This is a genomic window from Variovorax sp. GW823-FHT04F07 (genome assembly GCF_058795995.1).
Genome location: NZ_JBXAIG010000005.1, coordinates 231,385 through 257,171 on the forward strand (window position 1 = coordinate 231,385; position 25,787 = coordinate 257,171).

Annotated in this window: 22 protein-coding genes; 21 read left to right on the top strand and 1 reads right to left on the bottom strand. The window is 69.0% G+C overall.

The window, feature by feature from the left end; genetic code table 11:
* Positions 1–74: 74 nt before the first annotated feature.
* The 20 genes from AC1RAA_RS22950 to AC1RAA_RS23045 all read left to right on the top strand — a co-directional run bounded on the left by AC1RAA_RS22950 (position 75) and on the right by AC1RAA_RS23045 (position 23,405).
* Positions 75–1,664 (top strand): STAS domain-containing protein, encoded by a 1,590-nt coding sequence (locus AC1RAA_RS22950; protein ID WP_492731816.1) that lies wholly within the window; start codon positions 75–77, stop codon positions 1,662–1,664.
* Positions 1,665–1,768: 104 nt separating this feature from the next.
* Positions 1,769–2,314 carry an ATP-dependent protease subunit HslV gene (gene hslV / locus AC1RAA_RS22955; RefSeq protein WP_056508874.1) on the top strand — a complete coding sequence of 182 codons (546 nt, stop codon included), beginning with the start codon at positions 1,769–1,771 and terminating at the stop codon, positions 2,312–2,314.
* Between the two features lie 2 nt (positions 2,315–2,316).
* Positions 2,317–3,645 carry an ATP-dependent protease ATPase subunit HslU gene (hslU, locus tag AC1RAA_RS22960; RefSeq protein ID WP_492731818.1) on the top strand — a complete coding sequence of 443 codons (1,329 nt, stop codon included), beginning with the start codon at positions 2,317–2,319 and terminating at the stop codon, positions 3,643–3,645.
* A 273-nt stretch (positions 3,646–3,918) separates the two neighbouring features.
* A complete protein-coding gene (gene mraZ / locus AC1RAA_RS22965) occupies positions 3,919–4,347 on the top strand; it encodes a division/cell wall cluster transcriptional repressor MraZ (protein ID WP_056576192.1) in 429 nt (142 codons plus the stop codon).
* Positions 4,348–4,355: 8 nt separating this feature from the next.
* Positions 4,356–5,279: a 16S rRNA (cytosine(1402)-N(4))-methyltransferase RsmH gene (rsmH, locus tag AC1RAA_RS22970; protein WP_062474238.1), complete on the top strand. Its 924-nt coding sequence runs from the start codon at positions 4,356–4,358 to the stop codon at positions 5,277–5,279.
* A 2-nt stretch (positions 5,280–5,281) separates the two neighbouring features.
* The gene (ftsL, locus tag AC1RAA_RS22975) at positions 5,282–5,623 is read left to right on the top strand and encodes a cell division protein FtsL (RefSeq protein ID WP_062474236.1); all 342 of its coding nucleotides are present in this window, start codon (positions 5,282–5,284) and stop codon (positions 5,621–5,623) included.
* Entirely contained in the window at positions 5,620–7,374 is a 1,755-nt protein-coding gene (locus AC1RAA_RS22980) for a peptidoglycan D,D-transpeptidase FtsI family protein (RefSeq protein WP_095743607.1), read from the top strand. Before ftsL ends, AC1RAA_RS22980 begins: the two co-directional genes overlap by 4 nt.
* Before the next feature lies 1 nt (position 7,375).
* On the top strand, positions 7,376–8,932 hold the full coding sequence (locus tag AC1RAA_RS22985) for a UDP-N-acetylmuramoyl-L-alanyl-D-glutamate--2,6-diaminopimelate ligase (RefSeq protein ID WP_070060131.1): 1,557 nt from the start codon (positions 7,376–7,378) through the stop codon (positions 8,930–8,932).
* Between the two features lie 5 nt (positions 8,933–8,937).
* The gene (locus AC1RAA_RS22990) at positions 8,938–10,377 is read left to right on the top strand and encodes a UDP-N-acetylmuramoyl-tripeptide--D-alanyl-D-alanine ligase (RefSeq protein WP_492731888.1); all 1,440 of its coding nucleotides are present in this window, start codon (positions 8,938–8,940) and stop codon (positions 10,375–10,377) included.
* 15 nt (positions 10,378–10,392) lie between these two features.
* Positions 10,393–11,571, top strand: coding sequence for a phospho-N-acetylmuramoyl-pentapeptide-transferase (gene mraY / locus AC1RAA_RS22995; RefSeq protein ID WP_070060130.1), 1,179 nt, complete (start codon positions 10,393–10,395; stop codon positions 11,569–11,571).
* 10 nt (positions 11,572–11,581) lie between these two features.
* Positions 11,582–13,846, top strand: coding sequence for a UDP-N-acetylmuramoyl-L-alanine--D-glutamate ligase (gene murD, locus AC1RAA_RS23000; protein WP_492731821.1), 2,265 nt, complete (start codon positions 11,582–11,584; stop codon positions 13,844–13,846).
* On the top strand, positions 13,843–15,138 hold the full coding sequence (gene ftsW / locus AC1RAA_RS23005; RefSeq protein WP_062474228.1) for a putative lipid II flippase FtsW: 1,296 nt from the start codon (positions 13,843–13,845) through the stop codon (positions 15,136–15,138). Before murD ends, ftsW begins: the two co-directional genes overlap by 4 nt.
* Entirely contained in the window at positions 15,135–16,199 is a 1,065-nt protein-coding gene (murG, locus tag AC1RAA_RS23010; protein ID WP_492731823.1) for an undecaprenyldiphospho-muramoylpentapeptide beta-N-acetylglucosaminyltransferase, read from the top strand. Before ftsW ends, murG begins: the two co-directional genes overlap by 4 nt.
* Positions 16,196–17,659: a UDP-N-acetylmuramate--L-alanine ligase gene (gene murC / locus AC1RAA_RS23015; protein ID WP_492731825.1), complete on the top strand. Its 1,464-nt coding sequence runs from the start codon at positions 16,196–16,198 to the stop codon at positions 17,657–17,659. The genes murG and murC overlap by 4 nt, the downstream gene beginning before the upstream one ends.
* Positions 17,656–18,627 carry a D-alanine--D-alanine ligase gene (locus AC1RAA_RS23020; protein ID WP_062474222.1) on the top strand — a complete coding sequence of 324 codons (972 nt, stop codon included), beginning with the start codon at positions 17,656–17,658 and terminating at the stop codon, positions 18,625–18,627. Before murC ends, AC1RAA_RS23020 begins: the two co-directional genes overlap by 4 nt.
* A gap of 3 nt (positions 18,628–18,630) precedes the next feature.
* The gene (locus AC1RAA_RS23025) at positions 18,631–19,419 is read left to right on the top strand and encodes a cell division protein FtsQ/DivIB (protein ID WP_062474220.1); all 789 of its coding nucleotides are present in this window, start codon (positions 18,631–18,633) and stop codon (positions 19,417–19,419) included.
* A 20-nt stretch (positions 19,420–19,439) separates the two neighbouring features.
* Positions 19,440–20,669: a cell division protein FtsA gene (gene ftsA / locus AC1RAA_RS23030; protein WP_056575685.1), complete on the top strand. Its 1,230-nt coding sequence runs from the start codon at positions 19,440–19,442 to the stop codon at positions 20,667–20,669.
* A 170-nt stretch (positions 20,670–20,839) separates the two neighbouring features.
* A complete protein-coding gene (gene ftsZ / locus AC1RAA_RS23035; RefSeq protein WP_062474218.1) occupies positions 20,840–22,054 on the top strand; it encodes a cell division protein FtsZ in 1,215 nt (404 codons plus the stop codon).
* Between the two features lie 225 nt (positions 22,055–22,279).
* A complete protein-coding gene (gene lpxC / locus AC1RAA_RS23040) occupies positions 22,280–23,203 on the top strand; it encodes a UDP-3-O-acyl-N-acetylglucosamine deacetylase (protein WP_056575680.1) in 924 nt (307 codons plus the stop codon).
* Between the two features lie 25 nt (positions 23,204–23,228).
* Positions 23,229–23,405: a hypothetical protein gene (locus AC1RAA_RS23045; RefSeq protein ID WP_167394968.1), complete on the top strand. Its 177-nt coding sequence runs from the start codon at positions 23,229–23,231 to the stop codon at positions 23,403–23,405.
* A gap of 10 nt (positions 23,406–23,415) precedes the next feature.
* On the opposite strand, the gene AC1RAA_RS23050 is transcribed toward AC1RAA_RS23045, so the two are convergent.
* Positions 23,416–24,357 (bottom strand): LysR family transcriptional regulator, encoded by a 942-nt coding sequence (locus AC1RAA_RS23050; RefSeq protein ID WP_492731827.1) that lies wholly within the window; start codon positions 24,355–24,357, stop codon positions 23,416–23,418.
* A gap of 107 nt (positions 24,358–24,464) precedes the next feature.
* Here AC1RAA_RS23050 and AC1RAA_RS23055 point away from each other — a divergent pair, with 107 nt between their 5' ends.
* Positions 24,465–25,787 carry an alpha-methylserine aldolase gene (locus AC1RAA_RS23055; protein WP_492731829.1) on the top strand — a complete coding sequence of 441 codons (1,323 nt, stop codon included), beginning with the start codon at positions 24,465–24,467 and terminating at the stop codon, positions 25,785–25,787.

The window sequence follows — 25,787 nt, forward strand, 5'->3', positions numbered from 1 at the left end:
CAAAGGAAGAGTCAGGCCGCCTTTTCTCGAAGGTGGCCAAGTTCGTTCGAAATCCCCTGAAAGACTGGTCGGAGTTGGACACGCCGTCCTCCGACTCGTCGCTGCCCGAGCAGACCTACAGCCGCGAGATGCTGAAGGAAATGATCGAGCGGCGCCAGCGCAACGACTTCGTGCGCCGCCGCGAGTTCGACATGCTGCGCAAGCTGCGCCAGCGCGAGGCGGCGGCCCATGCCTTCGAGGCAACGGTCACGCCGTCGTCGTTCAACCTCAACAGCACCTCCGAAAAATCCGAAGGCCGCGCACTCACGCTCAAGAAGATCGACGAGATCGAAGAGCAGATGTCGCAGCAGTGGTGGAAGGGCCGCGGGCCGAACGGCGAGACGCTGGTCAATCCGCCGCCCGACGCGGGCGCTGAAACGCTGCCGCCGGTCGACAGCGGCGGCGACCAGTTGCCGGCTGAGCCGGCCGGGCAGGGCGCACCGGCCGCTTCCGCACCCGTGGCCGCAGCGCCAGCGGTTGCCGCTGCGGCAGCCGCCCCGGCACCGCAGCCGTCGCGCCTTGCACATGACGGCGCACTTGAAGAAGCGGTGATCCGCTTCGCGCACGGCGACGACACCGGCGCCGAGGCCATCCTGCTGCAGGCGCTGGCCGCCGAAAGTGCGTTCGCCGCCGACGACGCGACCGCAGCCGTCACGCTGGAGCGCGACGACGCCCGCTGGCGCGCGCTGTTCGACCTGTACCGCGCCACCGGCGACGCCGCCAAGTTCGCGGCCGCCCGCATGCGCTATGCGCAGCGCATGAAGCGCATGGGTCCCGACTGGGTCTCGCTCGACGAGCTCGCCCGCAGCGTGAAGGCCGTCACCGCCAGCGAGGACGCCGAGGCGGCCTCCGACACCACCGGCGCCGCCGACTGGGCCAGCCCCGCGCACCTGACGCGCGAGGGGCTCATGGCGCTCACGCGCGCGCTCTCGCAGGCCGGCATGGTCTGGACGCTCGACTGGCGCGCGCTCACCGAGATCGATCCGCCGGCCGCCGCGCCGCTGCGCATCCTGTTCGCGCACTGGTCCGATTCGCCGGTGCAGCTGCGCTTCTTCGGCGCCTCGCAACTCATGGCCGTGCTGGCCGCGGCCACGCCCAACAACGAGCGCCATCCCGACGACGCCTGGTGGCAGCTGCGCCTGGCGGCGCTGCGCATGATGCACCTGCCCGACGACTTCGAGCTGGTGGCACTCAACTACTGCATCACCTACGAGGTGTCGCCGCCGTCCTGGCAGGACCCGAAGGGCGAGTGCACCTCGCTGGCCGCGCCGCCGGCAAGCCGGCCGAGCTCGGTGTGGTCGCTGCTGTCGGTCGGGGGCGATTCCGAGAGCTTCCCGTCCACCGACAGCGGCTTTGCCGCGCTGGCGGGCGACCTGCGCGGCGACTCGCTGTCGTGCTGGCAGCGCCTGGACCACGACCTGCGCCACACAACGGCGCCGGTGATCTCGTGCGCGGCCCTGCTGCGCATGGACCTGACGGCGGCCGGCACGCTGCTGAGCTGGGTCCGCGAGCGCGATGCGAACGGTGAGCGGGTGCAGTTCGTCGACGCCCACCGGCTGATTGCCGCGCTGTTCGGGCTGATCGGCATCACCGACCACGCCACGGTCGCGGTCCGCAAGAACTGACCTCGTCACAGGGGTTCCGCGGCCCCTGCGCGGCCGTGTTTTCCGCCAGCAGTTTGTCCGACCGCAAGGGTTGCATTGGCGGGGCCCATCCCCAGATGGCTGCGATGGAACAGTTTCACGGCACCACCATCGTGAGCGTGCGCCGCAAGACCCCCCAAGGCGATCAGGTCGCCATCGGCGGGGACGGGCAGGTCACTCTCGGCAACATCGTCATCAAGGGCACGGCGCGCAAGGTGCGGCGGCTCTATCACGGCAAGGTCCTGGCGGGTTTCGCCGGCGCCACAGCCGATGCCTTCACGCTCTTCGAGCGCTTCGAGGCCAAGCTCGAGAAGCACCAGGGCCACCTGACCCGCGCGGCGGTCGAGCTCACCAAGGACTGGCGCACCGACCGCGTGCTGCGCAAGCTCGAGGCCATGCTGGCCGTGGCCGACGCCACGACTTCGCTCATCATCACCGGCAATGGCGACGTGTTGGAGCCTGAAGACGGCGTGATCGCCATCGGTTCGGGCGGCGCCTACGCCCAGTCGGCGGCCAAGGCGCTGATCGACAACACCGAGCTCTCGGCCGAGCAGATCGTGCGCAAATCGCTGGCGATCGCCGGAGAAATCTGCATTTACACGAACATGAACCACACGGTGGAAGCGCTCTGACCATGTCCATGACCCCCCAGGAAATCGTCTCCGAGCTGGACAACCACATCGTCGGCCAACCCGCCGCCAAGCGCGCCGTGGCCATCGCGCTGCGCAACCGCTGGCGCCGCCAGAAGGTCGACGAGAAGCTGCGCCACGAGATCACGCCCAAGAACATCCTCATGATCGGCCCGACGGGCGTCGGCAAGACCGAAATCGCCCGCCGCCTGGCCCGCCTGGCCGATGCACCGTTCATCAAGGTCGAGGCCACCAAGTTCACCGAGGTGGGCTATGTGGGCAAGGACGTCGACTCGATCATTCGCGACCTCGCCGAGATCGCCGTCAAGCAGACGCGCGAATCCGAAAGCGTGAAGGTGCGCGCCCGCGCCGAAGACGCGGCCGAGGAGCGCATCCTCGACGCGCTGCTGCCTCCGGCGCGCGGCGTCGATGGCGCTGCGCCCGCACTCGACAGCCCCAACCCGACGCGCCAGGCCTTCCGCAAGAAGCTGCGCGAGCACCAGCTCGACGACAAGGAAATCGAGCTCGACCTCGCCGAGACCCGCGCGCCGCTGGAGATCATGGGCCCGGCCGGCATGGAGGAAATGACCGAGCAACTGCGCGGCATGTTCGGCCAGCTCGGCGGCGGCAAGCGCAAGACGCGCAAGCTCAAGATCGCCGAGGCGATGCGCCTCCTGATCGACGAAGAGGCCGGCAAGCTGGTCAACGAGGACGAGATCCGCACGCAGGCCATTGCCAACGCCGAGCAGAACGGCATCGTGTTCATCGACGAGATCGACAAAGTCGCCACGCGCAGCGAAGCGCAGGGCTCCGACGTGTCGCGCCAGGGCGTGCAGCGCGACCTGCTGCCGCTCGTGGAGGGCACGGCCGTGTCCACCAAGTACGGCGTGGTGCGCACCGACCACATGCTGTTCATCGCAAGCGGCGCCTTCCACCTGAGCAAGCCCAGCGACCTCATTCCCGAGCTGCAAGGGCGCTTTCCGATCCGCGTCGAGCTGCAATCGCTCTCGGTGTCGGACTTCGAGAGCATCCTCACGCAGACCCGCGCCTCGCTCGTGAAGCAGTACCAGGCGCTGCTGGCCACCGAAGGCGTGACGCTCGACTTCGCGCCCGACGGCATCACGCGGCTGGCGGCCATCGCCTTCGAGGTGAACGAGCGCACCGAGAACATCGGCGCGCGCCGCCTCTCGACCGTGATGGAGCGCCTGCTCGATGAGGTAAGCTTCGATGCCACCCGCATCGAGGGCCAGACGGTCCGCATCGATGCCGCGTATGTCGACGAGCGCCTCGCGGCACTAAGTCACGACGAAGACCTTTCGCGCTTCATCCTCTGAAGCCGCCTCCCTCGGCCCCTGTAACGGGGTCGTCCTTCACGCATCACTTTCACTGCGTGAGCTAAGTACTTCATTTTCAACACAATTCGCCGATTTCCAGGTTTGGAAATCGGCGCTAAGTCGTTGATTCCATTACAAAAAATACCCCCGGGCCCCAGTTGCGTCGCAAGTGTTTCCTGCTACAGTGGAAAAAAGTGCAGTTAAGTGGGAAAAAGTGCGGGCAACGCCCCTTCCGGGTGTCGCGGCACCTCCCACCACAGGGGTTTCGTGGTCGTGTTTCAAGGCGCTTCATCGCTCAGTCTGGATGCCAAGGGGCGGCTCTCCGTGCCGACCCGGCATCGCGACGTCCTGAGCGCCACGGCAGGCGGCCAGCTCACGATCACCAAGCATCCGCACGGATGCCTGATGGTGTTCCCCCGTCCCGAATGGGAAAAATTCCGCGAACGCATTGCTGCGCTGCCGATGTCGGCGCAGTGGTGGAAGCGCGTCTTCCTCGGTAACGCGATGGACGTCGAGATGGACGGCACCGGCCGCGTGCTGGTGTCGCCCGAGCTGCGCGCCGCCACCGGCATCAACCGCGAGACGCTGTTGCTGGGCATGGGCAACCACTTCGAACTCTGGGACAAGGCCACCTACGAGGCCAAGGAGGCCGAGGCCACCCAGGGCGAGATGCCGGATGTGTTTCAGGACTTCGCGTTCTGAGGAGCCCCGTGAACACCCCCCTGACCCACACGACCGTCTTGTTGAACGAGGCGGTGGAAGCCCTTCTTTCCGGCAGCGCGGCAGCCACGGGCACGTACGTGGACGCCACCTTCGGCCGCGGAGGACATGCGCGCGCCATCCTCGCGCGGCTGGCGCCGGAAGGCAGGCTCATCGCATTCGACAAGGATGCAGAAGCGGTGGCCGAAGCAGCGCGCATCTCGGATGCGCGTTTTTCTATCCGCCACCAGGGATTCCGCTCGCTGGGCGAATTGCCCGACGCCAGCGTCAACGGCTTGCTGATGGACCTGGGCGTGAGTTCGCCGCAGATCGACAACCCGGTGCGCGGTTTCAGTTTCCGTTTCGACGGTCCGCTCGACATGCGCATGGACACCACGCGCGGCGAGAGCGTGGCCGAATGGCTGGCAACGGCCGAACTTCAACAAATTGCAGAGGTGATCCGTGACTATGGCGAAGAACGGTTTGCTGTTCAGATTGCAAAGGCGATTGTTGCTCGCAGACAAGAACGGGGCGCAATTTCAACCACCACCGAACTGGCCGAGCTCGTGGCTGGCACGGTCAAAACCCGCGAGCAGGGCCAGAACCCTGCAACGCGCACATTTCAGGCTTTTCGGATTTTCATCAACGCCGAGCTTGAGGAGCTGCAACAAGCGCTAGAAGCCAGCCTGTCGGTGCTCGCGCCCGGCGGCCGCCTCGCGGTGATCAGCTTCCATTCGCTCGAAGACCGCATCGTCAAGCAGTTCATCGCCAAGCACTCGAAGGAGGTCTACGACCGCCGTGCGCCCTTCGCTGCGCCCAAGGTGATGAAGCTGCACGCGCTCGAGCGCATCAAGCCGTCCGAAGAAGAAGTGCGCGGCAACCCGCGCTCGCGCAGCGCCATCCTCCGGGTGGCCGAACGCACGGAGGCCGGGTAGCCATGGCGCGCATCAACCTGCTTCTTCTGCTGGCCGTCATTGCGACGGCTTTGTACCTTGTGCACACCCAGTACCAGTCGCGCCAGCTCTACACGGAGTTCGACCGCGCCCTGCAGGAGACGCGCAAGCTCGAAACCGAGCATGACCGCCTGCAGGTGGAAAAGCGCGCGCAGGCCACGCCGCTGCGCGTGGAGAAGCTGGCCAAGGAACAGCTGCAGATGCGCACGGCCTCGCCGGCCATCACGCAGTACGTGCGTCCCGACGGCTCGGTGATCCCGGCCGTCGCGCCGCTGCCGCCGACCACGCCGCCCAAGCCCGGCACCACCGCGAGGCCCGCCCGATGAGCCGCGGCAACCGCAGCGTGCGCTACACCACCAGCCCCTTGCTTGCGAGCAAGACGCCGGTGTGGCGCAGCAAGTTCATCGTCGCCGGCATCGCCTTCGGCTTCGTCATGCTGGCGGGGCGGGCCGCGTATGTGCAGGTCTTCAACAACAGCTTCTTCCAGCGCCAGGGCGAAGTGCGCTTCGCGCGCACGCTGGAGCTGCCGGCCAACCGCGGCCGCATCCTCGACCGCAACGGGCTCATCCTGGCGTCCAGCGTGGTGGCGCCCAGCATCTGGGCCATTCCCGAAGACGTGGAGCGCGACGACCCCGAGGTGCGCGCCAAGCTCAAGCAGGTGGCCAAGCTGCTCGGCATGCCGCAGAAGGACTTCGACAAGAAGCTCGAAGACGAAGACAAGACCTTCGTCTGGATCAAGCGCCAGGTCGACGAGCCCATCGCCAAGCAGATCGCGGCGCTCAACCTCAAGGGCATCTACCAGCGCAAGGAATACAAGCGCCAGTACCCCGAGGGCGAGGCGGCGGCGCACGTGGTGGGCTTCACCAACGTGGAAGACAACGGCCAGGAAGGCATCGAGCTGGCGTTCAACAAGGAACTGGCCGGCAAGGCCGGCTCGCGCCGCGTCATCAAGGACCGGCTGGGCCGCGTGGTCGAGGGCGTGGGCGAGCAGGTGCCGCCGGTCGAGGGGCGCGACATCCAGCTCAGCGTCGACAGCAAGGTGCAGTTCTTCGCCTACCAGAAGCTGCGCGACGCCGTCACCGCGCGCCGCGCCAAGGCCGGCAGCGTGGTGGTGCTCGACAGCACCACCGGCGAGGTGCTGGCGCTGGCCAACTACCCGAGCTACGTGCCCGACAAGCGCCAGAACCTCACCGGCGAGCAGCTGCGCAACCGCGCGCTCACCGACACCTTCGAGCCCGGCTCGACCATGAAGCCCATCACCGTGGCGATGGCGCTGGAGGCCGGCCGCGTCAAGCCCTCCACCATCATCGACACCGCGCCCGGGCGCTACCAGCTGGGCGGCTTCACCATCAGCGACACCCACAACTACGGCTCGCTGACGGTGGAGGGCGTGATCCAGAAGTCGAGCAACGTGGGCGCGCTCAAGATCGCCCAGAAGATGACGCCCCACGAGATGTGGGACACCTACACCGCGCTGGGCTACGGCCAGAAGCCGCAGATCCAGTTCCCCGGCGCCGTGACGGGCCGGCTGCGTCCGTGGAAGACCTGGAAGCCGGTCGAGCAGGCCACCATGGCCTACGGCTACGGCCTGTCGGCCTCGCTGTTCCAGATGGCGCATTCGTACACCTCGTTCGCGCACGACGGCTCCATCATTCCGGTCACCATCCTGAAGAACACCGAGCCGCCGGTCGGCGTGCGGGTGTTCTCGCCGTCCAACGCGCTCGCGGTGCGCAAGATGCTGCAGATGGCCGCCGGCCCGGGCGGCACCGGCACGCGCGCGCAAACGGTGGGCTACTCCGTCGGCGGCAAGTCGGGCACGGCCCACAAGCAGGTCGGCAAGGGCTACGCCAGCAACAAGTACCGCGCCTGGTTCACCGGCATGGCGCCCATCGAGAAGCCGCGCATCATCGTCGCGGTGATGATCGACGAGCCGACCGACGGCCAGTATTTCGGCGGCCTCGCCGCGGCGCCGGTGTTCAGCGAAGTCGTGCAGCAGACCCTGCGCATGATGAACGTCCCGCCCGATCTGGCGGTCAAACCCCTCGTGCAGACGCAAGACGTCCCCGAGAGCTTCTGACATGCTGACACTCACTTCCCCCACCACCGCCGCGTTCTGGCTGAAAGAGCGCGTGCAGGGCGCGCTGCTCGCCGACAGCCGCGCGGTCGGCCCGGGCGATGCCTTCATTGCCTGGCCCGGTGCCGCCACCGACGGCCGCCAGCACGTGGCGGCCGCACTGGCGCAGGGCGCCGTGGCCTGCCTGGTCGAGCACGAGGGCGTGGACGCCTTCGGTTTCGACGGCGACGAGCGCATCGTGAGCTACCCCGGCCTGAAGGCCGCCACCGGCCCGATCGCCGCCGCCTTCTACGACAACCCCTCGGCGCAGCTCGACCTGCTGGCCGTGACCGGCACCAACGGCAAGACCTCCACCGCGTGGTGGCTGGCCGAGTCGCTGTCCACGCTGCGCGCGGCCGGCGGCGTGCGCGCCATGCGTCCCGACGGCACCACCGAGCGCGGCGCCCCGTCGCCCTGCGCCGTGGTCGGCACCCTGGGCATCGGCGTGCCGCCCGAACTCACCTACACCGGCCTGACCACGCCCGATCCCGTGATGCTGCAGCGCGCGCTGCGCGACTTCGTCACCGAAGGCTTCGGCGCCTGCGCCATCGAGGCTTCGTCGATCGGCATTGCCGAGCGCCGGCTCGACGGCTGCCGCATCGCGGTCGCCGTGTTCACCAATTTCACGCAGGACCACCTCGACTACCACGGCAGCATGGACGCCTACTGGCAGGCCAAGGCCGAGCTGTTCCGCTGGCCCGGCCTGCGCGCCGCGGTGATCAACATCGACGACATGCACGGCGCCAGCCTGTGCGCCAACCTGCTGGACGCCGGCATCGGCGCGCTCGACGTCTGGACCGTCTCGGCCGGCGGCAAGCCCGCGCGGCTGGTGGCGCGCGACATCGGCTACGACGCGCAGGGCCTGCAGTTCACCGTGGCCGAGCACGGCAGCACGGCGCCGGCCGAACGGCTCGCGACCGGGCTCATCGGCCAGTACAACGTCGCCAACCTGCTCGGCGTGCTCGGCACCCTGCGCGCGCTGGGCCTCACGCTCGCCCAGGCCGTGGCCGCCTGCGCCCATCTCAGCAGCGTGCCGGGCCGCATGGACCGCGTGCAGCCGACCGACGGCGCGCCGCTGGCCGTGGTCGACTACGCCCACACGCCCGACGCCCTCGACAAGGCCCTCGCCGGCCTGCGCCCGCTGGCCAAACAGCGCGGCGGCGCGCTGTGGTGCGTGTTCGGCTGCGGCGGCAACCGCGACCCGATCAAGCGCCCGCTGATGGCGGCCGTCGCCGAGCGGCAGGCCGACCATGTCGTGCTCACCAGCGACAACCCGCGCAACGAGAACCCCGACGCGATCATCAGCCAGGCGCTGCGCGGCTTCACGCGCGTCGAGGCGGCCCGCGTGCAGGTCGACCGCGCGCGCGCCATCGCCGAAACCATCGCCCAGGCCGCGCCGCAAGACGTGGTGCTGATCGCCGGCAAGGGCCACGAAGAGTGGCAGGAGATCGCCGGCCAGCGCCTGCCGTTCTCCGACAAGACCCACGCGCTCGACGCGCTCGCGAAGCGGGGGGCCGCATGACCGCCATGGCCACGCCCGTCTCTACGCCGCTCAACCTGACGTTGGCGCAGGCGCAGCAATGGGTGCCGGGTTCGCGCCTCGTGGGCGACCCGGCCACCGTGATCGCCCGCGTCCACACCGACACCCGCACCCTGGCCGCTGGCGACCTGTTCGTTGCGCTCAAGGGCGAGCGATTCGACGCCAACGATTTCCTGGCCGACGCGAAGCAGCAGGGCGCCGTGGCCGCCATTGCGCACGGCGGCCTCGAAGCCGCGGGGCTCGCCGGCCTCGAGGTGCCCGACTCGCTCGTCGCGCTCGGCGCGCTGGGCGCTGGCTGGCGCGCGCAGTTCCAGCTGCCGCTGATCGCCGTCACCGGCAGCAACGGCAAGACCACGGTCACGCAGATGATCGCGGCCGTGCTCGCCGCCTTCCGCGCCGACCGCGCGCTGGCCACGGCCGGCAACTTCAACAACGAGATCGGCGTGCCGCTCACGCTGATGCGCCTGCGCGCGCAGCACCAGCTGGCGGTGCTCGAGCTGGGCATGAACCACCCGGGCGAGATCGCGCGGTTGGCCGCCATGTCGCGCCCGACCATCGCGCTGGTCAACAACGCGCAGCGCGAGCACCAGGAGTTCATGGCCAGCGTCGAGGCGGTCGCCATCGAGAACGCCGCCGTGTTCGCCGAACTGCCCGACGACGGCACCGCCGTGTTCCCCTACGGCGACACCTTCACCTCGCTGTGGACCGACCTGGCGCGCCAGAGCGGTTCGCGCCGCTGCCTGACCTTCGGCGAGCACGCCGATGCCGACATCTCGCTCGACAGCGCCGAATGGCAGCAGGGCGCCTGGCGCGTGCGCGTGCGCACGCCGCTGGGCGCCTTCGATGCGCGCCTGCACATCGCGGGCCGCCACAACGTGGGCAACGCGCTCGCCGCCACCGCCTGCGCGCTGGCGGCCGGCGTGTCGCTCGACACCATCGCCGCGGGCCTGTCGGCCTTCGAGCCGGTCAAGGGCCGTTCGCGCGCCAGCGAGGTCGTGCTGCCCGGCGGACACGCGCTCACGCTGGTCGACGACAGCTACAACGCCAACCCCGATTCCGTGATTGCCGCCATCGACGTGCTCACCGGCCTGCCCGCCCCGCGCCTGCTGGTGCTCGGCGAAATGGGCGAGGTCGGCGACCGCTCGCCGGAATTCCATGCCGAGGTCGGCGCCTGGGCGCGCCAGCGCGGCCTCGACGCCGTCTACACGCTGGGCGGCGAGACCGTGCATGCGGCGACGGCTTTCAACAACAACGATGGTGTCGATGGACGCCATTTCGACGATTTCGACACGCTCCGCGCGGCCGTGCTCGCCCGCCTGCCGCAGCTGGGCAGCGTGCTGGTCAAGGGGTCGCGCTTCATGAAGATGGAGCGCGTGGTGCAGGCGATCGAAGCACAACAACAAAAGGAGGCCGGTCATGACGCATGAGCCGCGCAACACACCATGCTGATGTCCCTGGCCCAATGGCTGCAGACGCTGTCGCCCGAGTTCGGGTTCTTGCGCGTTTTCAACTACCTCACGTTCCGCGCCCTGATGGCCGCGCTGACCGCGCTCGTCGTCGGCCTGGTGGCCGGCCCGTACGTCATTCGTCGCCTCGCTGCGCTCAAGATCGGCCAGCCGATCCGCGGCTACGGCATGGAAACGCACCTGACCAAGAGCGGCACGCCCACCATGGGTGGCGTGCTCGTGCTGTTCGCCATCGCCTTCGCTACCTTGCTGTGGTTCGATCTCTCGAACCGCTTCGTGTGGATCGTGCTGTGGGTCACGATGGGCTTCGGCGCCATCGGCTGGGTGGACGACTGGCGCAAGGTGGTGCGCAAGGACCCCGAAGGCATGCGCTCGCGCGAGAAGTATTTCTGGCAATCGCTGGTCGGCCTGCTCGCGGGCTTCTACCTGCTGTTCAGCATTTCCGAGAGCTCCAACTGGCGCGTGCTCGAGCTGTTCTACGCCTGGGTGCGCTCGGGCTTCGACCTCGACTTTCCGCCCAAGATCAACCTGCTGGTGCCTTTCTTCAAGGAAGTGAGCTACCCGCTGGGCGGCATCGGCTTCGTGATCCTCACCTACCTCGTGATCGTGGGCGCGAGCAATGCCGTGAACCTCACGGACGGCCTGGACGGCCTGGCGATCATGCCGGTGGTGATGGTGGGCTCGGCACTGGGCGTGTTCGCCTACGTCACGGGCAGCGCGGTGTACTCCAAGTACCTGCTGTTCCCCAACATCCCGGGCTCGGGCGAGCTGCTGGTGTTCTGCTCGGCCATGGCCGGCGCGGGCCTCGCGTTCCTCTGGTTCAACACCCATCCGGCGCAGGTCTTCATGGGCGACGTGGGCGCGCTGGCGCTGGGCGGCGCGCTGGGCACCATCGCGGTCATCGTGCGCCAGGAGATCGTGTTCTTCATCATGGGCGGCATCTTCGTGGTCGAGGCGATCTCGGTGATGGCGCAGGTCATGTACTTCAAGTACACGAAGAAGCGCTATGGCGAGGGGCGCCGCGTGCTCAAGATGGCGCCGCTGCACCACCACTTCGAGAAGAGCGGCTGGCGCGAGACGCAGGTCGTCGTGCGCTTCTGGATCATCACGATGCTGCTGTGCCTCATCGGCCTGTCGACGCTGAAGCTGCGGTAACAAGAAAACCATGCGGCACCTGAAAGACCTCCCCGTTCTCATCCTCGGCCTCGGCGCGTCCGGGCTGGCGATGGCGCGCTGGTGCGCGCGCCACGGCGCGGTCGTGACCGTGGCCGACACGCGCGAGGCGCCGGCCTCGCTCGCGACGCTGCAGGCCGAGCTGCCCGACGCCACTTTCATCGGCGGGCCGTTCACGGCCGCGCTGGTCGAAGGCACGCCGATTCGTGCTGTGTACCGCTCGCCGGGCCTGTCGCCCGCGACGCTGGCGCCGGTCGTCGACGCCGCCAAGGCCGTGGGCCTCGTGGTCGGCGGCGAGCTGGACCTGTTCGCGCGCGCGCTGCTCGATCTGCAGACGGTCGAGGTGCCGGTGGTGGAAGCCGAAGCTGAAGTGCCCGCCGAAACCGCCGTGGTTGAGCCTGTCGTTGAAACGCCGGCCCAGGCCGAGCTGGCCTTGAGCGAAGAAGCCCCTGTGGCGGAGGCTGCGGTGGTCGAGACGCCGGAAGTGCCTGCGCCGGAGGCTGCTGCGGTTGTCGAAGGCGAGCCCGAAGCGGCCGCGCCCGTCGAAGCTGTTGAGGCGACCGAGGCGGTTGCACCCACGGAGGCCGTGGCCGCTGAGTCGACCGAAGCCGCACTGCCAGTCGATGCGACTGCCGCAGAAGCCGAACCCGTCGAACCGACCGAAGCCACCGAACCCACACCGCCCGCCATGGCTGAAGCCATGCCGCGCGATGCATCGCTGAGCGTGCCGGTGACGCCGCCCACCGAAGACGTCGTCGCCGAAGGCGCCACGACGGAAGACGGCGCAGTACCAGCCGCCACCGACACGCCTGCCGTGTCGCCCGCGCCCGCCGCCACCGTCTCCCGCCTCCGCCTGCCCACCCCCGGCAAGCCCTACGTGCCCACCGCGGCGCGCGAGGCCGCCGAGTTCGTCGCCAAGATCGCCGAGCTGTCCGCCACCAACCCGGCGTCGGCCGCGGTCGAGGAAGAGGCCACGCCGCAACTCGAACTCGTGCCCGAACCCGAGCCCGAAGCGCCCAAGGGCTACACGCCCGCCGTGCTTGCCATCACCGGCACCAACGGCAAGACCACCGTCACCTCGCTCACCGGCCAGCTGGTCGAACGCGCGGGCAAGACCGTGGCCGTGGCCGGCAACATCGGCCCCACGCTGCTCGACACGCTGGCCGGGCACCTCGACGCCGGCACGCTGCCCGACGTGTGGGTGCTCGAACTCTCGAGCTTCCAGCTCGACGGCGTGCAGGGCTTCGAGCCCACGGCCGCGACCGTGCTCAACCTCACGCAGGACCACCTCGACTGGCATGGCGACATGCCGGCCTACGCGGCCGCGAAGGCGCGCATCTTCGGCGCCAAGGGCCTGATGATCCTGAACCGCGACGACGCCGGCGTGATGGCCATGCTGCCGCCGCCGGTCAAGGTGCGGCTGCAGCGTCCGCAGATCCGCACCCACGTCACCTTCGGCGGCGCGATGCCGCTGCGCCCGGGTGACTACGGCATCGAGCGCATCAACGGCGTGGCCTGGTTGGTGCGCGCGCTGGAAGCCGACGAAACGCAAAAGCGCAAGCGCGGCGCGGTGGTGGAAGAGGAGCTCTTCTTCCAGCGCCTCATGCCCGCAGACGCGCTGCGTATCCGCGGCCGCCACAACGCCATGAACGCCTTGGCGGCGCTTGCACTCGCCAGCGCCGCCGACTGCCCGCTGGGCCCGATGCTCTACGGCCTGCGCGAGTACCGCGGCGAGCCGCACCGTGTCGAGCCGATCGCCATCGTGGACGAGGTTGAGTTCTTCGACGACAGCAAGGGCACCAACGTCGGCGCCACCGTGGCCGCACTGAGCGGTCTCGGCGAGGAGCGCCGCGTGGTCGTGATCCTCGGCGGCGAAGGCAAGGGCCAGGACTTCGAGCCGCTGGCCGACCCCGTGCGCCAGTACGCGCGCGCCGTGGTGCTCATCGGCCGCGACGCGCCGCTGATCGAGGCCGCGCTGGCCTCCACCGGCGTCTCGCTGAAGCACGCGGGCTCGATGGAAGAGGCCGTGAAGCTCGCCGCCGCGCGCGCCCACCCCGGCGATGCCGTGCTGCTGTCACCGGCCTGTGCGAGCTTCGACATGTTCAAGGACTACGCGCACCGCGCCGAAGTGTTCTGCGAGGCCGTCGAGGCCTACGCCGACAGCCCGCGCGAGGCCGTGGGTGGCGACGACGCGGTGGTGTCGTACGTGCCTGGCGCGTCGCTGTCCACCGCCGGATCGATGGAGGACCCGATTTGAACTCCGCAGCCGCAGGCCAGGAAACCAGCACCGGCAGCCGTTTCGGCGGCTGGTTCCGGCGCGCCCGCAGCGGCATGGATTCGCTGCCCGTGCACCTGCCCGTGCGGTTGGGCGGCGCCGGTGTCGCGCAGACCAAGGCCACGCCGATGCGCGTGCTGGGCTTCGACCAGGCGCTGGTCTGGGTCACGGTCGCGCTGATGACCTGGGGCCTGATCATGGTGTATTCGGCCTCGATCGCGCTGCCCGACAACCCGCGCTTCGCACGCGCCGGCTACAGCGCCTCGTACTTCCTCACGCGGCATGCGGCCTCGCTGGTCATCGCCTTCATCGCCGCGCTGCTGACCTTCCAGGTCCCGATGAAGACCTGGGAGCGCGCCGCGCCCTGGCTCTTCGTGGCTTCGCTGCTGCTGCTGGTGGCGGTGCTCATTCCGCACATCGGCATCAACGTGAACGGCGCGCGCCGCTGGCTGCCGATGGGCTTCATGCGCTTCCAGCCGTCGGAGCTGGCCAAGTTCGCGATGGTGCTCTATGCCGCCAGCTACATGGTGCGCAAGATGGAGATCAAGGAGCGGTTCTTCCGCGCCGTGCTTCCGATGGGCATCGCGGTGGTGGTGGTCGGCATGCTGGTGATGGCCGAGCCCGACATGGGCGCCTTCATGGTGATCGCCGTGATCGCCATGGGCATCCTGTTCCTGGGCGGCGTGAACGCGCGCATGTTCTTCGTGATCGCGACGCTGGTGGTGGTGGCCTTCGGCTCCATCGTGGCGAGCAGCCCGTGGCGCCGCGAGCGCATCTTTGCGTACCTCGATCCGTGGAGCGAAGAGCACGCGCTGGGCAAGGGCTACCAGCTGTCGCACTCGCTGATCGCCATCGGCCGCGGCGAGGTCTTCGGCGTGGGCCTGGGCGGCAGCGTCGAGAAGCTGCACTGGCTGCCCGAGGCGCACACCGACTTCCTGCTGGCCGTGATCGGCGAAGAGTTCGGCCTCATCGGTGTGCTGCTGATCATCGGCCTGTTCCTGTGGCTCACGCGCCGCATCATGCACATCGGCCGCCAGGCGATCGCGCTCGACCGCGTGTTCTCGGGCCTCGTGGCCCAGGGCGTGGGCGTGTGGATCGGCTTCCAGGCCTTCATCAACATGGGCGTGAACCTGGGCGCACTGCCGACCAAGGGCCTGACCTTGCCGCTGATGAGCTTCGGCGGCTCGGCGATCCTGATGAACCTCGTGGCGCTCGCCGTCGTGCTGCGCATCGATTACGAGAACCGCGTGCTCATGCGGGGAGGTCGCGTATGACCGGCCGTACGGCACTCGTCATGGCGGGCGGCACGGGCGGCCACATCTTCCCGGGTCTCGCAGTGGCCGAGGCCCTGCGCGAGCGCGGCTGGCGCGTGCACTGGCTGGGCGCGCCCGGCAGCATGGAAGAAAAGCTCGTGCCTCCGCGCGGCTTCGCCTTCGAGCCGGTGCAGTTCGGCGGCGTGCGCGGCAAGGGCCCGCTCACGCTGTTCCTGTTGCCGCTGAAGCTGCTGCGCGCCTTCTGGCAGAGCCTGGCCGTGGTGCGCCGCGTGAAGCCCGACGTGCTGGTGGGCCTGGGCGGCTACATCACTTTCCCGGGCGGGATGATGGGCGTGCTGATGGGCAAGCCGCTGGTGCTGCACGAGCAGAACTCGGTGGCCGGTCTCGCCAACAAGGTGCTGGCGGGCGTGGCCGACCGCGTGTTCACGGCCTTCCCGAACGTGCTGAAGAAGGCGCAGTGGGTGGGCAATCCGCTGCGCGCGGCGTTCACGTCGCAGCCCGATCCGGCCACGCGCTTCGCGGGCCGCACGGGGCCGCTCAAGTTGCTGGTGGTCGGCGGCAGCCTGGGCGCGCGTGCGCTCAACGCCGTCGTGCCGCAGGCGCTGGCGCGCATCGCGCCCGACGCTCGCCCGCAGGTGCGGCACCAGAGCGGCGCCAAGCAGATCGACGAATTGCGCGCCAACTATGCGGCGGCCGGCGTCGAGGGCGAGCTCACGCCCTTCATCGACGACACCGCGCAGGCGTACGCCGAGGCCGACCTCATCGTCGCGCGCGCGGGCGCCAGCACCGTCACCGAAATCGCGGCCGTCGGCGCAGCAGCGCTGTTCGTGCCTTTCCCCTCGGCGGTCGACGACCACCAGACCACCAACGCGCGCTTCCTCGTGGACGCGGGCGGCGGCTGGCTGGTGCAACAGACCGACCTCACCCCTGAATTGCTGGCTGATTTGCTACAGAAAACCGAACGCACGACCTTGATCGACCGGGCCACCAAGGCCAAGACCCTGCAGAAGACCGAAGCAGTGGACGCGGTCGTCCGCGCCTGCGAGGAGCTTGCGAAATGAAGCACGCGATCCGTCACATCCACTTCGTCGGCGTCGGCGGCTCGGGCATGAGCGGCATCGCCGAGGTGCTGCTGAACCTGGGTTACAAGATCACGGGCTCCGACCTGTCGGACAGCGCCACGCTGCGCCGTCTCGCGGGCCTGGGCATCGGCACCTTCGTGGGCCATGCCGCCGCGCACATCGACGGCGCGGACGCGGTCGTCACCTCCACCGCCGTGCAGTCGGACAACCCCGAGGTGCTGGCCGCGCGCGAAAAGCGCATTCCGGTCGTGCCGCGCGCGCTCATGCTCGCGGAGCTGATGCGCCTGAAGCAGGGCATCGCCATCGCCGGCACGCACGGCAAGACCACCACCACCAGCCTGGCCGCCAGCGTGCTCGAGGCCGCCGGGCTCGACCCGACCTTCGTGATCGGCGGGCGTCTGAACAGCGCCGGCGCCAACGCGCAGCTGGGCAGCGGCGACTACATCGTGGTCGAGGCCGACGAGTCGGACGCCTCGTTCCTGAACCTGCTGCCCGTGATGGCAGTGGTCACGAACATCGACGCCGACCACATGGAGACCTACGGGCACGACTTCGCGAAGCTGAAGAAAGCCTTTGTCGATTTCCTGCACCGCATGCCGTTCTACGGCGTGGCCATCCTGTGCACCGACGATCCGGCGGTGCGCGAGATCGTGGCCGACGTGACCTGCCCGGTCACCAGCTACGGCTTCGGCGAGGACGCCCAGGTGCGCGCCATCGACGTGCGCGCCGTCGGCGGCCAGATGCATTTCACCGCGCAGCGCCGCAACGGCGTGACGCTGCCCGACCTGCCCATCGTGCTGAACCTGCCGGGCGAGCACAACGTGCGCAACGCGCTGTCGGTGATCGCCATGGCGGTCGAGCTCGGCATTGCCGACGAAGCGGTGCAGCGCGGCCTGGCCGGTTTCAAGGGCGTGGGCCGCCGCTTCCAGAGCTACGGCGACGTGGCCGTGCCGAACGACACGGCCGGCGGCACCTTCACCGTCATCGACGACTACGGGCATCACCCGGTCGAGATGGCGGCCACCATTTCCGCCGCGCGTGGCGCCTTCCCGGGGCGCCGACTGGTGCTGGCCTTCCAGCCGCACCGCTACACCCGCACGCGCGACTGCTTCGAGGACTTCGTGAAGGTCATCGGCACGGCCGATTCGGTGCTGCTGGGCGAGGTCTATGCCGCGGGCGAGGCGCCCATCGTGGCCGCCGACGGCCGCACGCTGGCGCGCGCGCTGCGCGTGGCCGGCAAGGTCGAGCCGGTGTTCGTGGACGACATCGTCGCCATGCCGCAGGCCATCCTGGACAACGCCCGCGCGGGCGACGTGGTGCTGTGCATGGGCGCGGGCTCCATCGGCGCGGTGCCGGGCAAGGTGGTCGAACTCGGCACGCCGCCCGCACCCTCATCAACAACTTCAGAGCGCACTGCGCGCAAGGGGAGGGCCGCGTGAGCCTTCAGGATCCACAACTTTTCGGCAAAGTGGCCGTGCTCTTTGGCGGCAGTTCCGCCGAACGCGAGGTGTCGCTGATGTCCGGCGCCGGCGTGCTGCAGGCCCTGCGTTCGCGCGGCGTCGACGCGCATGCCTTCGACCCGTCGGAGCGCGAGCTGACCGACCTGAAGCGCGAAGGCTTCGCGCGCTGCTTCGTCGCGCTGCATGGCCGCCATGGCGAAGACGGCACCGTGCAGGGCGCGCTCGAGCTGCTGGGCATTCCCTACACCGGCTCGGGCGTGATGGCCTCGAGCGTGGCCATGGACAAGGTCATGACCAAGCGCATCTGGCAGGCTGACGGCCTGCCCACGCCCAAGTACGTGCGCCTGGCCTTCGACCAGCAAAGCCGCGAGCAGATCATGGTCGTGCCCGACGTGCTGGGCCTGCCGCTGATCGTGAAGCCGCCGCGCGAGGGCTCGTCCATCGGCGTGACCAAGGTCGAGGGCTACTCGCAGATGCAGGATGCGGTCGCGCTGTCGGCGAAGTTCGACGCCGACGTGCTGTGCGAGGAGTTCATCGACGGCGAGGAAGTCACCTGCGCCGTGCTCGGCCAGGGGCTCGATGCACGCGCGCTGCCGGTGGTGCGCATCGCCGCGCCCGAAGGCGCCTACGACTACCAGAACAAGTACTTCACCGACGACGTGAAGTACCAGTGCCCGAGCGGCCTGCCCGAAGCCGAGGAACGCGAGATCCAGCGCATCACGCTGGCCGCGTACCACACGCTCGGCTGCCGCGGCTGGGGCCGCGCCGACGTGATGATCCGCGCCAGCGACCGCAAGCCCTTCCTGCTCGAGATGAACACCTCGCCCGGCATGACCAGCCATTCGCTGGTGCCGATGTCGGCGCGCGCGGCGGGCATTCCCTACGAAGAGCTGTGCGTGCGCGTGCTCGCGTCCGCATCGCTGGATGCCAAGGGAGGCGCGAACTAAGCCATGGCCGACAGCATCCCCGCTCCCTTCGACGTCAAGCTGATGAACATCGTCGCGAACGTTGCGTTCGTGCTGGTGGCGCTCATGCTGCTGGCGGCGAGCGCGTGGTGGGTGCTGCGCCAGCCTTTCTTCCCGATCTCGGGCATCAAGGTGGACGGCGAGGTCACGCACAACAACGCGGTCACGCTGCGCGCCAACGTGGCGCCGCAGCTCAAGGGCAACTTCTTCACCATCGACCTGGCGCGTGCGCGCACCGCCTTCGAGACGGTGCCATGGGTGCGCAGCGCGGTGGTGCGGCGCGAGTTCCCGAACAAGCTGCGCGTGACGCTGACCGAGCAGGTGCCGGTGGCGGTGTGGGGCGACGAGGCCGGCTCCAAGCTGATCAACGGCTTCGGCGACGTGTTCGAGGCCAACGTGGCCGAGGTCGACGCCGACCTGCCGCGGCTGGACGGACCGATCGAGCAGGCCGGGCAGGTGCTGGGCATGTACCGCGTGCTCGCGCCGATGTTCGAGCCCTACGACTTCGACATCGCCGAGCTGCGGCTGTCCAGCCGCGGCAGCTGGAAGGTGCTGCTGGACAGCGGGGCCGAGATCGAGCTCGGCCGCGGCCAGAGCGACGAGGTGTCGGCGCGCCTGCAGCGGTTCCTGAAGACCGTGACGCAGGTCGCGGGCCAGTACCGCCGCACGGTGGCCGACGTCGAACGCGCCGATCTGCGCCACAACGACGCGTATGCCCTGCGGCTGCGCGGCGTCACCACGGTCTCGCCTGAGGCCCCAAGAAAAATCAAGTAGCGAATACCGAGGACATCTACATGCCCAAAGAATACAAAGACCTGGTCGTAGGCCTGGACATCGGAACCGCCAAGGTGATGGTGGTCGTGGCCGAGGTGCTGCAAGGCGGCGAGCTCAAGCTGGCCGGCCTGGGCATCGCGCCCAGCAACGGCCTCAAGCGCGGCGTCGTGGTGAACATCGACGCCACCGTGCAGAGCATTCAGCAGGCGCTGAAAGAAGCCGAGCTGATGGCCGACTGCAAGATCAGCCGCGTCTACACCGGCATCACCGGCAGCCACATCCGCGGCATCAATTCAAGCGGCATGGTGGCGGTGAAGGACAAGGAAGTCACGCCCGCCGACGTGGCCCGCGTGGTCGAGACGGCGCGTGCCATCAACATCTCGAGCGACCAGCGCCTGTTGCTGGTGGAGCCGCAGGAGTTCGTGATCGACGGCCAGGACGTGAAGGAGCCGATCGGCATGAGCGGCATGCGCCTGGAGGCCAAGGTGCACATCGTGACCGGCGCGCAGAGCGCGGCCGAGAACATCATCAAGTGCGTGCGCCGCTGCGGCCTCGAGGTCGACCAGTTGATGCTGAACCCGCTGGCCTCGAGCCAGGCGGTGCTCACCGAGGACGAGCGCGAACTGGGCGTGGTGCTGGTCGACATCGGCGCGGGCACCACCGACGTGGCGATCTTCACCAACGGTGCGATCCGCCACACGGCCGTGATCCCGATCGCGGGCGACCTCATCACGAGCGACATCGCGATGGCCCTGCGCACGCCCACCAAGGACGCGGAGGACATCAAGGTCGAGCACGGCTACGCCAAGCAGCTGCTGGCCGACCCTGAATCGCAGGTCGAAGTCCCCGGCCTTGGCGATCGCGGCCCGCGCATGTTGAGCAAGCAGGCGCTTGCCGGCGTGATCGAGCCGCGCATCGAAGAGATCTTCTCGCTGGTGCAGCAGGTGGTGCGCGAGTCGGGCTACGAGGAAGTGCTGTCGTCGGGCGTGGTGCTCACGGGCGGCAGCGCCGTCATGCCCGGCATGGTCGAGCTCGGTGAAGACATCTTCCTCAAGCCCGTGCGCCGTGGCATCCCGAAGTACTCGAGCGCGCTCTCGGACATGGTGGCGCAGCCGCGCGCGGCCACCGTGATGGGCCTGCTCGAGGAAGCACGTTTTGCACGCATGCGTGGCTTCAAGGTCGCACAGAAGAACGGGTCCGTAAAGACTGCGTTCGGACGTTTCAAGGACTTCATCGTGGGGAACTTCTGACCATGAACCACTCCCCACTCTGGCTCGCACGCGCGGGCCCTCCGCTGCATTTCAACGAGCGATGGCGACGCACTGGTCCACCATCGCGACGGCGATCCCGTTGATCACGTCACGGCAGAAGAAATATTCATAGACACATAACGGCAACTGCAATATTCAAGGAGTTAGAAATGACCATCGAAATGATCGAAGTCGAAGAATTCAACCAGGGCACGCAGATCAAGGTGATCGGTGTCGGCGGCGGCGGTGGCAATGCGGTCGCCCACATGATGGAGCGTGGTGTGCAAGGCGTGCAGTTCGTTTGCGCCAACACCGACGCGCAAGCCCTGCAACGCAGCAACGCGCACAAGAACATCCAGCTGGGCATCAGCGGCCTGGGCGCCGGCAGCAAGCCCGAGAAGGGCCGTGACGCGGCCGAAGCCGCGGTGGACGACATCCGCGCCGCCATCGACGGCGCGCACATGCTGTTCATCACGGCCGGCATGGGCGGCGGCACCGGCACCGGCGCGGCGCCCGTGATCGCGCGCGTGGCCAAGGAAATGGGCATCCTGACGGTGGGCGTGGTGACCAAGCCCTTCGACTGGGAAGGCGGCCGTCGCATGACCAACGCCGACGCCGGCCTGGCCGAACTCGAAGCCAACGTCGACTCGCTGATCGTGGTGCTCAACGAGAAGCTGCTGGACGTGCTCGGTGAAGACATCACCCAGGACGAAGCCTTCGCGCATGCCAACGACGTGCTGAAGAACGCCGTGGGCGGCATCTCGGAAATCATCAACGAGTACGGCGGCGTGAACGTCGACTTCGAAGACGTGCGCACCGTGATGGGCGAACCCGGCAAGGCCATGATGGGCACCGCTGCCGCAGCGGGCCCCGACCGCGCGCGCATCGCCGCCGAACAGGCCGTGGCCTGCCCGCTGCTCGAAGGCATCGACCTCTCGGGCGCCAAGGGCGTGCTGGTGCTGGTGACGGCATCGAAGGGTTCGCTGAAGCTGAACGAGTCGAAGCTCGCGATGAACACCATCCGCGCCTACGCCTCGCCGGACGCGCACGTGATCTACGGCGCCGCCTACGACGAAAGCCTGGGCGACCAGATGCGCGTCACGGTGGTGGCCACGGGTCTGTCGCGTGCCGACGCACGCCGCCAGGCCCCGACGCTCGAAGTGATCCGCACCGGCACCGACAACATCCCGTTCACCGTGCCGACGCTCGGCGGCGTGGGCCACGCGGGTGGTGGTTCGGGCAGCCAGCCCAACTACGACGGCATGGCCGTGCCCAGCGTGTGGCGCACCAACCGCACGATGGCCGCTGCCAAGGTCGACGCCCTGTCGTCGGGTGGCATGGACGACTTCGAGATCCCCGCATTCCTGCGTCGTCAAGCAGACTGACCGCAGGCCACCGAACGCAGAGGGCACGAGGGTTCGCAAGGGGACGGGGAAGACCTGAAAGGGACTGACCCCCGGCTCTAGGCGCTGCGTCCACCTCGTGCCCCTTGCGTCCATCGCCGGGGGCTCCCGGCTTTTTGTTTTTTCTTATCTGACCGGTCCATGTCTATCGCGGCCATAGCGAAGGGAATAGGGCGTCACGGTCGCCGCCCGCCTAAAATCTCGGGCGTGCTGCAACAACGAACCCTCAAGTCGATCAGCCGCGCCGTGGGCGTGGGGCTTCACAGCGGCCAACGCGTGGAGCTGACCCTGCGACCGGCCCCGGCCGACACGGGCATCGTGTTCCGCCGCGTCGACCTGCCCGAGCCGGTCGAGATCCGCATGACCGCCGAATCGGTCACCGACACGCGCCTGGCGTCCACCGTCTCCACGGGCGGCGCCAAGGTGCAGACCGTCGAACACATCATGTCCGCCTGCGCGGGCCTGGGCATCGACAACCTCTACATCGACATCACGGCCGACGAAGTGCCGATCCTCGACGGGTCGGCCTCGTCCTTCGTGTTCCTGCTGCAAAGCGCGGGCATCGAGCTGCAGAAGGCGCCGCGCCGCTTCATCCGCGTGCTGCGCAAGGTCGAGGTGCGCGAAGGCGAGGGCGCCAACGAGAAGTGGGCGAGCCTGGAGCCGTACCACGGCTTCAAGCTGAGCTTCGAGATCGACTTCGACCACCGCGTCGTCAACTCCACCGGCCAGCGCGTGGAGTTCGACCTGGGCACCGACTCGTACAGCCGCGACATCGCACGCGCGCGCACTTTCGGCTTCACGAAAGAGGTCGAGTACATGCGCAGCAAGGGCCTCGCGCTCGGCGGCGGCCTGGACAACGCCATCGTCATGGACGACACCAAGGTGCTCAATGCCGGCGGCCTGCGCTACGACGACGAGTTCGTGAAGCACAAGATCCTCGACGCCATGGGCGACCTGTACATCATCGGCAAGCCGCTGCTGGCCGCGTACACGGCGTTCCGCTCGGGCCATGCGCTCAACAACAAGCTGCTGCGCGAGCTGCTCTCGCACAGCGACGCCTACGAGGTCGTGACCTTCGAGGACGAGAAGCGCGCACCGCGCGGCTTCGGCGAAGTGGCGCGGGCCTGGTAAGCCCGGCGCAGGCTTTTTCTTTCCGATGCTTCTCTTTCGCTGGGCCATCCTGCTGCTTCTGCTGGTGGCGGGCGTGTCCTTCGCGTTCTATGCGGGCACGGGGCAGGTCAAGTACCGCCGCTTCGGTTGGATCGTGTTCAAGTGGACGGTGCTGGCGGCGCTCGGCTTCTTCGCGGTCCTGATCGCCGAGCGCGTCGCGTAGCGCGAGCCGTTCAATCGACCAGGGCCTGCAGCGCCTGCACCTGCTGCGCAAGCAGCGGCCCCTTGCGGTGCGCAGGCACCAGCAGCATCAGCGTGTCTCCCAGCGCCTTCGGCCGCCCCCAGGGCGCGTGCAGCCGGCCTTTCTCGAGCAGCGGCGCCACCAGCCGCTCGCGACCCATCAGCACCCCTTCACCGTCGAGCGCGGCCTGCAGCGCGAGGCTGTAGAGCGAGAAATCCGGGCCGGCGGCCAGCGCATCGGCTCCGGCCGCCGTGGTGCCGGGGCGCACGGCCTGCAGCCAGCGCGACCAGTCGTCGCGCCACACCGTGTCGTGCAGGCCGCCGCAGCGCGCGAGCACGTCGATAAGGTCGTCGAGCGGGCGCGGGCGTGCGCTCTCCAGCGATGCGCGCACGCGCGGGCTGCACACGGGCACGAGGCGGTCGCGTGCGAGCGGGATGCCCGTGGCGCCGACGGCGGCTTCGGCGCCGTAGAACAGCCCGAGGTCGAAGGGCTCGCGCCGGAAGTTCGGCGGCTGCTCCAGCGCCGTCACCGACACCTGCACGCCGGGCAGCGCGGCCTTCAGCCGCGAGAGCCGCGGCGACAGCCACAGCTGCGCCATGGCCGGCAGGGCCGCCACCTGCAGCGTGCTGCGGCGCGCGGCGGTCTGGGTTTCCTGGCGCAGCGCCTGTACCGCGAGGCCGAGCTGGTCGACCGCCGCGCTGAGCGCGGGCAGCGCGCGCCGGCCGTGCGCGCTGAGCCGGATGCCCTGGCTGTGCCGCTCGAACAGCGCACCGCCGGCCCAGGTCTCGAGCGCTTTGATCTGCTGCGCGACGGCGGCGGGCGTCACGAACAGTTCCTCGGCCGCGCGCGCGAAGCTGCCGTGGCGTGCCGCGGCCTCGAAGGCGCGCACGGCCGTGTGTGGTGGCAGGCGAGGGCGGGGTGGGGCGAGGGACATGGTGTGGAGGCCAAGTTTTTCTAGGGCTCGGGCCCAGTTTATCCATGTTGCCGGCGCAGGCGCAGGGCGCGACCATGCGGTCATTCCTTTCCTCAGCGAGACACCGCATGCCCGCCGCCCTTCACCGCCGTTCCTGGGTTCCCGCCGCCAGCGAGGACCACGTGCTCGCCATTGCCGCCGACGCCGCCGCGCGCGACGCGGCGGGCGTGGCCGCCGAGATCGAACGCCTCGTGGCCGACAGCCACCGCATCCACGACGTCGACGGGCTGAACCTCAACCCGGCCACCAACGTGATGAACCCCGCCGCCGAGGCGCTGCTGTCGCGCGGGCTGGGCTCGCGCCCGTCGCTGGGCTACCCGGGCGACAAGTACGAGATGGGGCTGGAAGCCATCGAGCGCATCGAGGTCGTCGCCGCCGAGCTGGCGGCCGAGGTGTTCGGTGCGCGCTTCGCCGAGGTGCGCGTGAGCTCGGGCGCGCTGTCGAACCTGTACGTGTTCATGGCGACCTGCCAGCCCGGCGACACGATCATCGCGCCGCCGCCCGCCATCGGCGGCCATGTGACGCACCATGCGGCGGGCGCGGCCGGGCTCTACGGCCTGAAGACCGTGCCGGCGCCGGTCGATGCCGACGGCTACTCGGTCGACGTGGTGGCGCTGGCCAAGCTTGCGCGCGAGGTGAAGCCCAAGCTCATCACCATCGGCGGCAGCCTCAACCTGTTCCCGCACCCGGTGCCCGCGATCCGCGAGGTGGCCGACAGCGTGGGCGCCAAGGTGCTCTTCGATGCCGCGCACCTCTCGGGCATGGTGGCCGGCAAGGCCTGGCCGCAGCCGCTCGAAGACGGCGCGCACGCGATCACGATGAGCACCTACAAGAGCCTGGGCGGCCCGGCCGGCGGGCTGATCGTGTCGAACGATGCGGCGCTGATGGAGCGCATCGACGCCATCGCCTACCCGGGGCTCACGGCCAACTCGGACGCAGGCCGCACGGCCGCGCTGGCCCGTGGCCTGCTCGACTGGAAGGTGCACGGCGTGGCCTATGCGGCGGCGATGCGCGACACCGCGCAGGCGCTCGCACGCGCGCTCGATGCGCAAGGCCCGCCGGTGTTCGCCAAGGCACGCGGCTTCACGCAGTCGCACCAGTTCGCGCTCGAGGCCGCGCGCTGGGGCGGCGGGCAACGCGCCGCGAAGCAGTTGGCCCAGGGCGGCCTGCTGGCCTGCGGCATCGGCCTGCCGATCGCGCCGGTCGACGGCGACATCAACGGCCTGCGCCTGGGCGTGCCCGAGATCGTGCGGCTGGGCTTCACGCCCGAGGACATGCCGCAGCTGGCCGACTGGATCGCGCGGGCATTGGCTGGCGATGCAATGTCGGTGGCCGCCGAGGTGCGCGAGCGGCGCACGCGGCTGAACGGCCTGCGCTACATCGTGCGCTGA

Bases quoted from the DNA above. Each gene is read 5' to 3' on its own strand.
- hslV (WP_056508874.1), top strand. From the start codon at position 1,769: ATGGAACAGTTTCACGGCACCACCATCGTGAGCGTGCGCCGCAAGACC.
- hslU (WP_492731818.1), top strand. From the start codon at position 2,317: ATGTCCATGACCCCCCAGGAAATCGTCTCCGAGCTGGACAACCACATC.
- ftsL (WP_062474236.1), top strand. From the start codon at position 5,282: ATGGCGCGCATCAACCTGCTTCTTCTGCTGGCCGTCATTGCGACGGCT.
- AC1RAA_RS22980 (WP_095743607.1), top strand. From the start codon at position 5,620: ATGAGCCGCGGCAACCGCAGCGTGCGCTACACCACCAGCCCCTTGCTT.
- AC1RAA_RS22985 (WP_070060131.1), top strand. From the start codon at position 7,376: ATGCTGACACTCACTTCCCCCACCACCGCCGCGTTCTGGCTGAAAGAG.
- AC1RAA_RS22990 (WP_492731888.1), top strand. From the start codon at position 8,938: ATGGCCACGCCCGTCTCTACGCCGCTCAACCTGACGTTGGCGCAGGCG.
- mraY (WP_070060130.1), top strand. From the start codon at position 10,393: ATGCTGATGTCCCTGGCCCAATGGCTGCAGACGCTGTCGCCCGAGTTC.
- murD (WP_492731821.1), top strand. From the start codon at position 11,582: ATGCGGCACCTGAAAGACCTCCCCGTTCTCATCCTCGGCCTCGGCGCG.
- murG (WP_492731823.1), top strand. From the start codon at position 15,135: ATGACCGGCCGTACGGCACTCGTCATGGCGGGCGGCACGGGCGGCCAC.
- murC (WP_492731825.1), top strand. From the start codon at position 16,196: ATGAAGCACGCGATCCGTCACATCCACTTCGTCGGCGTCGGCGGCTCG.
- AC1RAA_RS23025 (WP_062474220.1), top strand. From the start codon at position 18,631: ATGGCCGACAGCATCCCCGCTCCCTTCGACGTCAAGCTGATGAACATC.
- ftsA (WP_056575685.1), top strand. From the start codon at position 19,440: ATGCCCAAAGAATACAAAGACCTGGTCGTAGGCCTGGACATCGGAACC.
- ftsZ (WP_062474218.1), top strand. From the start codon at position 20,840: ATGACCATCGAAATGATCGAAGTCGAAGAATTCAACCAGGGCACGCAG.
- AC1RAA_RS23045 (WP_167394968.1), top strand. From the start codon at position 23,229: ATGCTTCTCTTTCGCTGGGCCATCCTGCTGCTTCTGCTGGTGGCGGGC.
- AC1RAA_RS23050 (WP_492731827.1), bottom strand. From the start codon at position 24,357: ATGTCCCTCGCCCCACCCCGCCCTCGCCTGCCACCACACACGGCCGTG.
- AC1RAA_RS23055 (WP_492731829.1), top strand. From the start codon at position 24,465: ATGCCCGCCGCCCTTCACCGCCGTTCCTGGGTTCCCGCCGCCAGCGAG.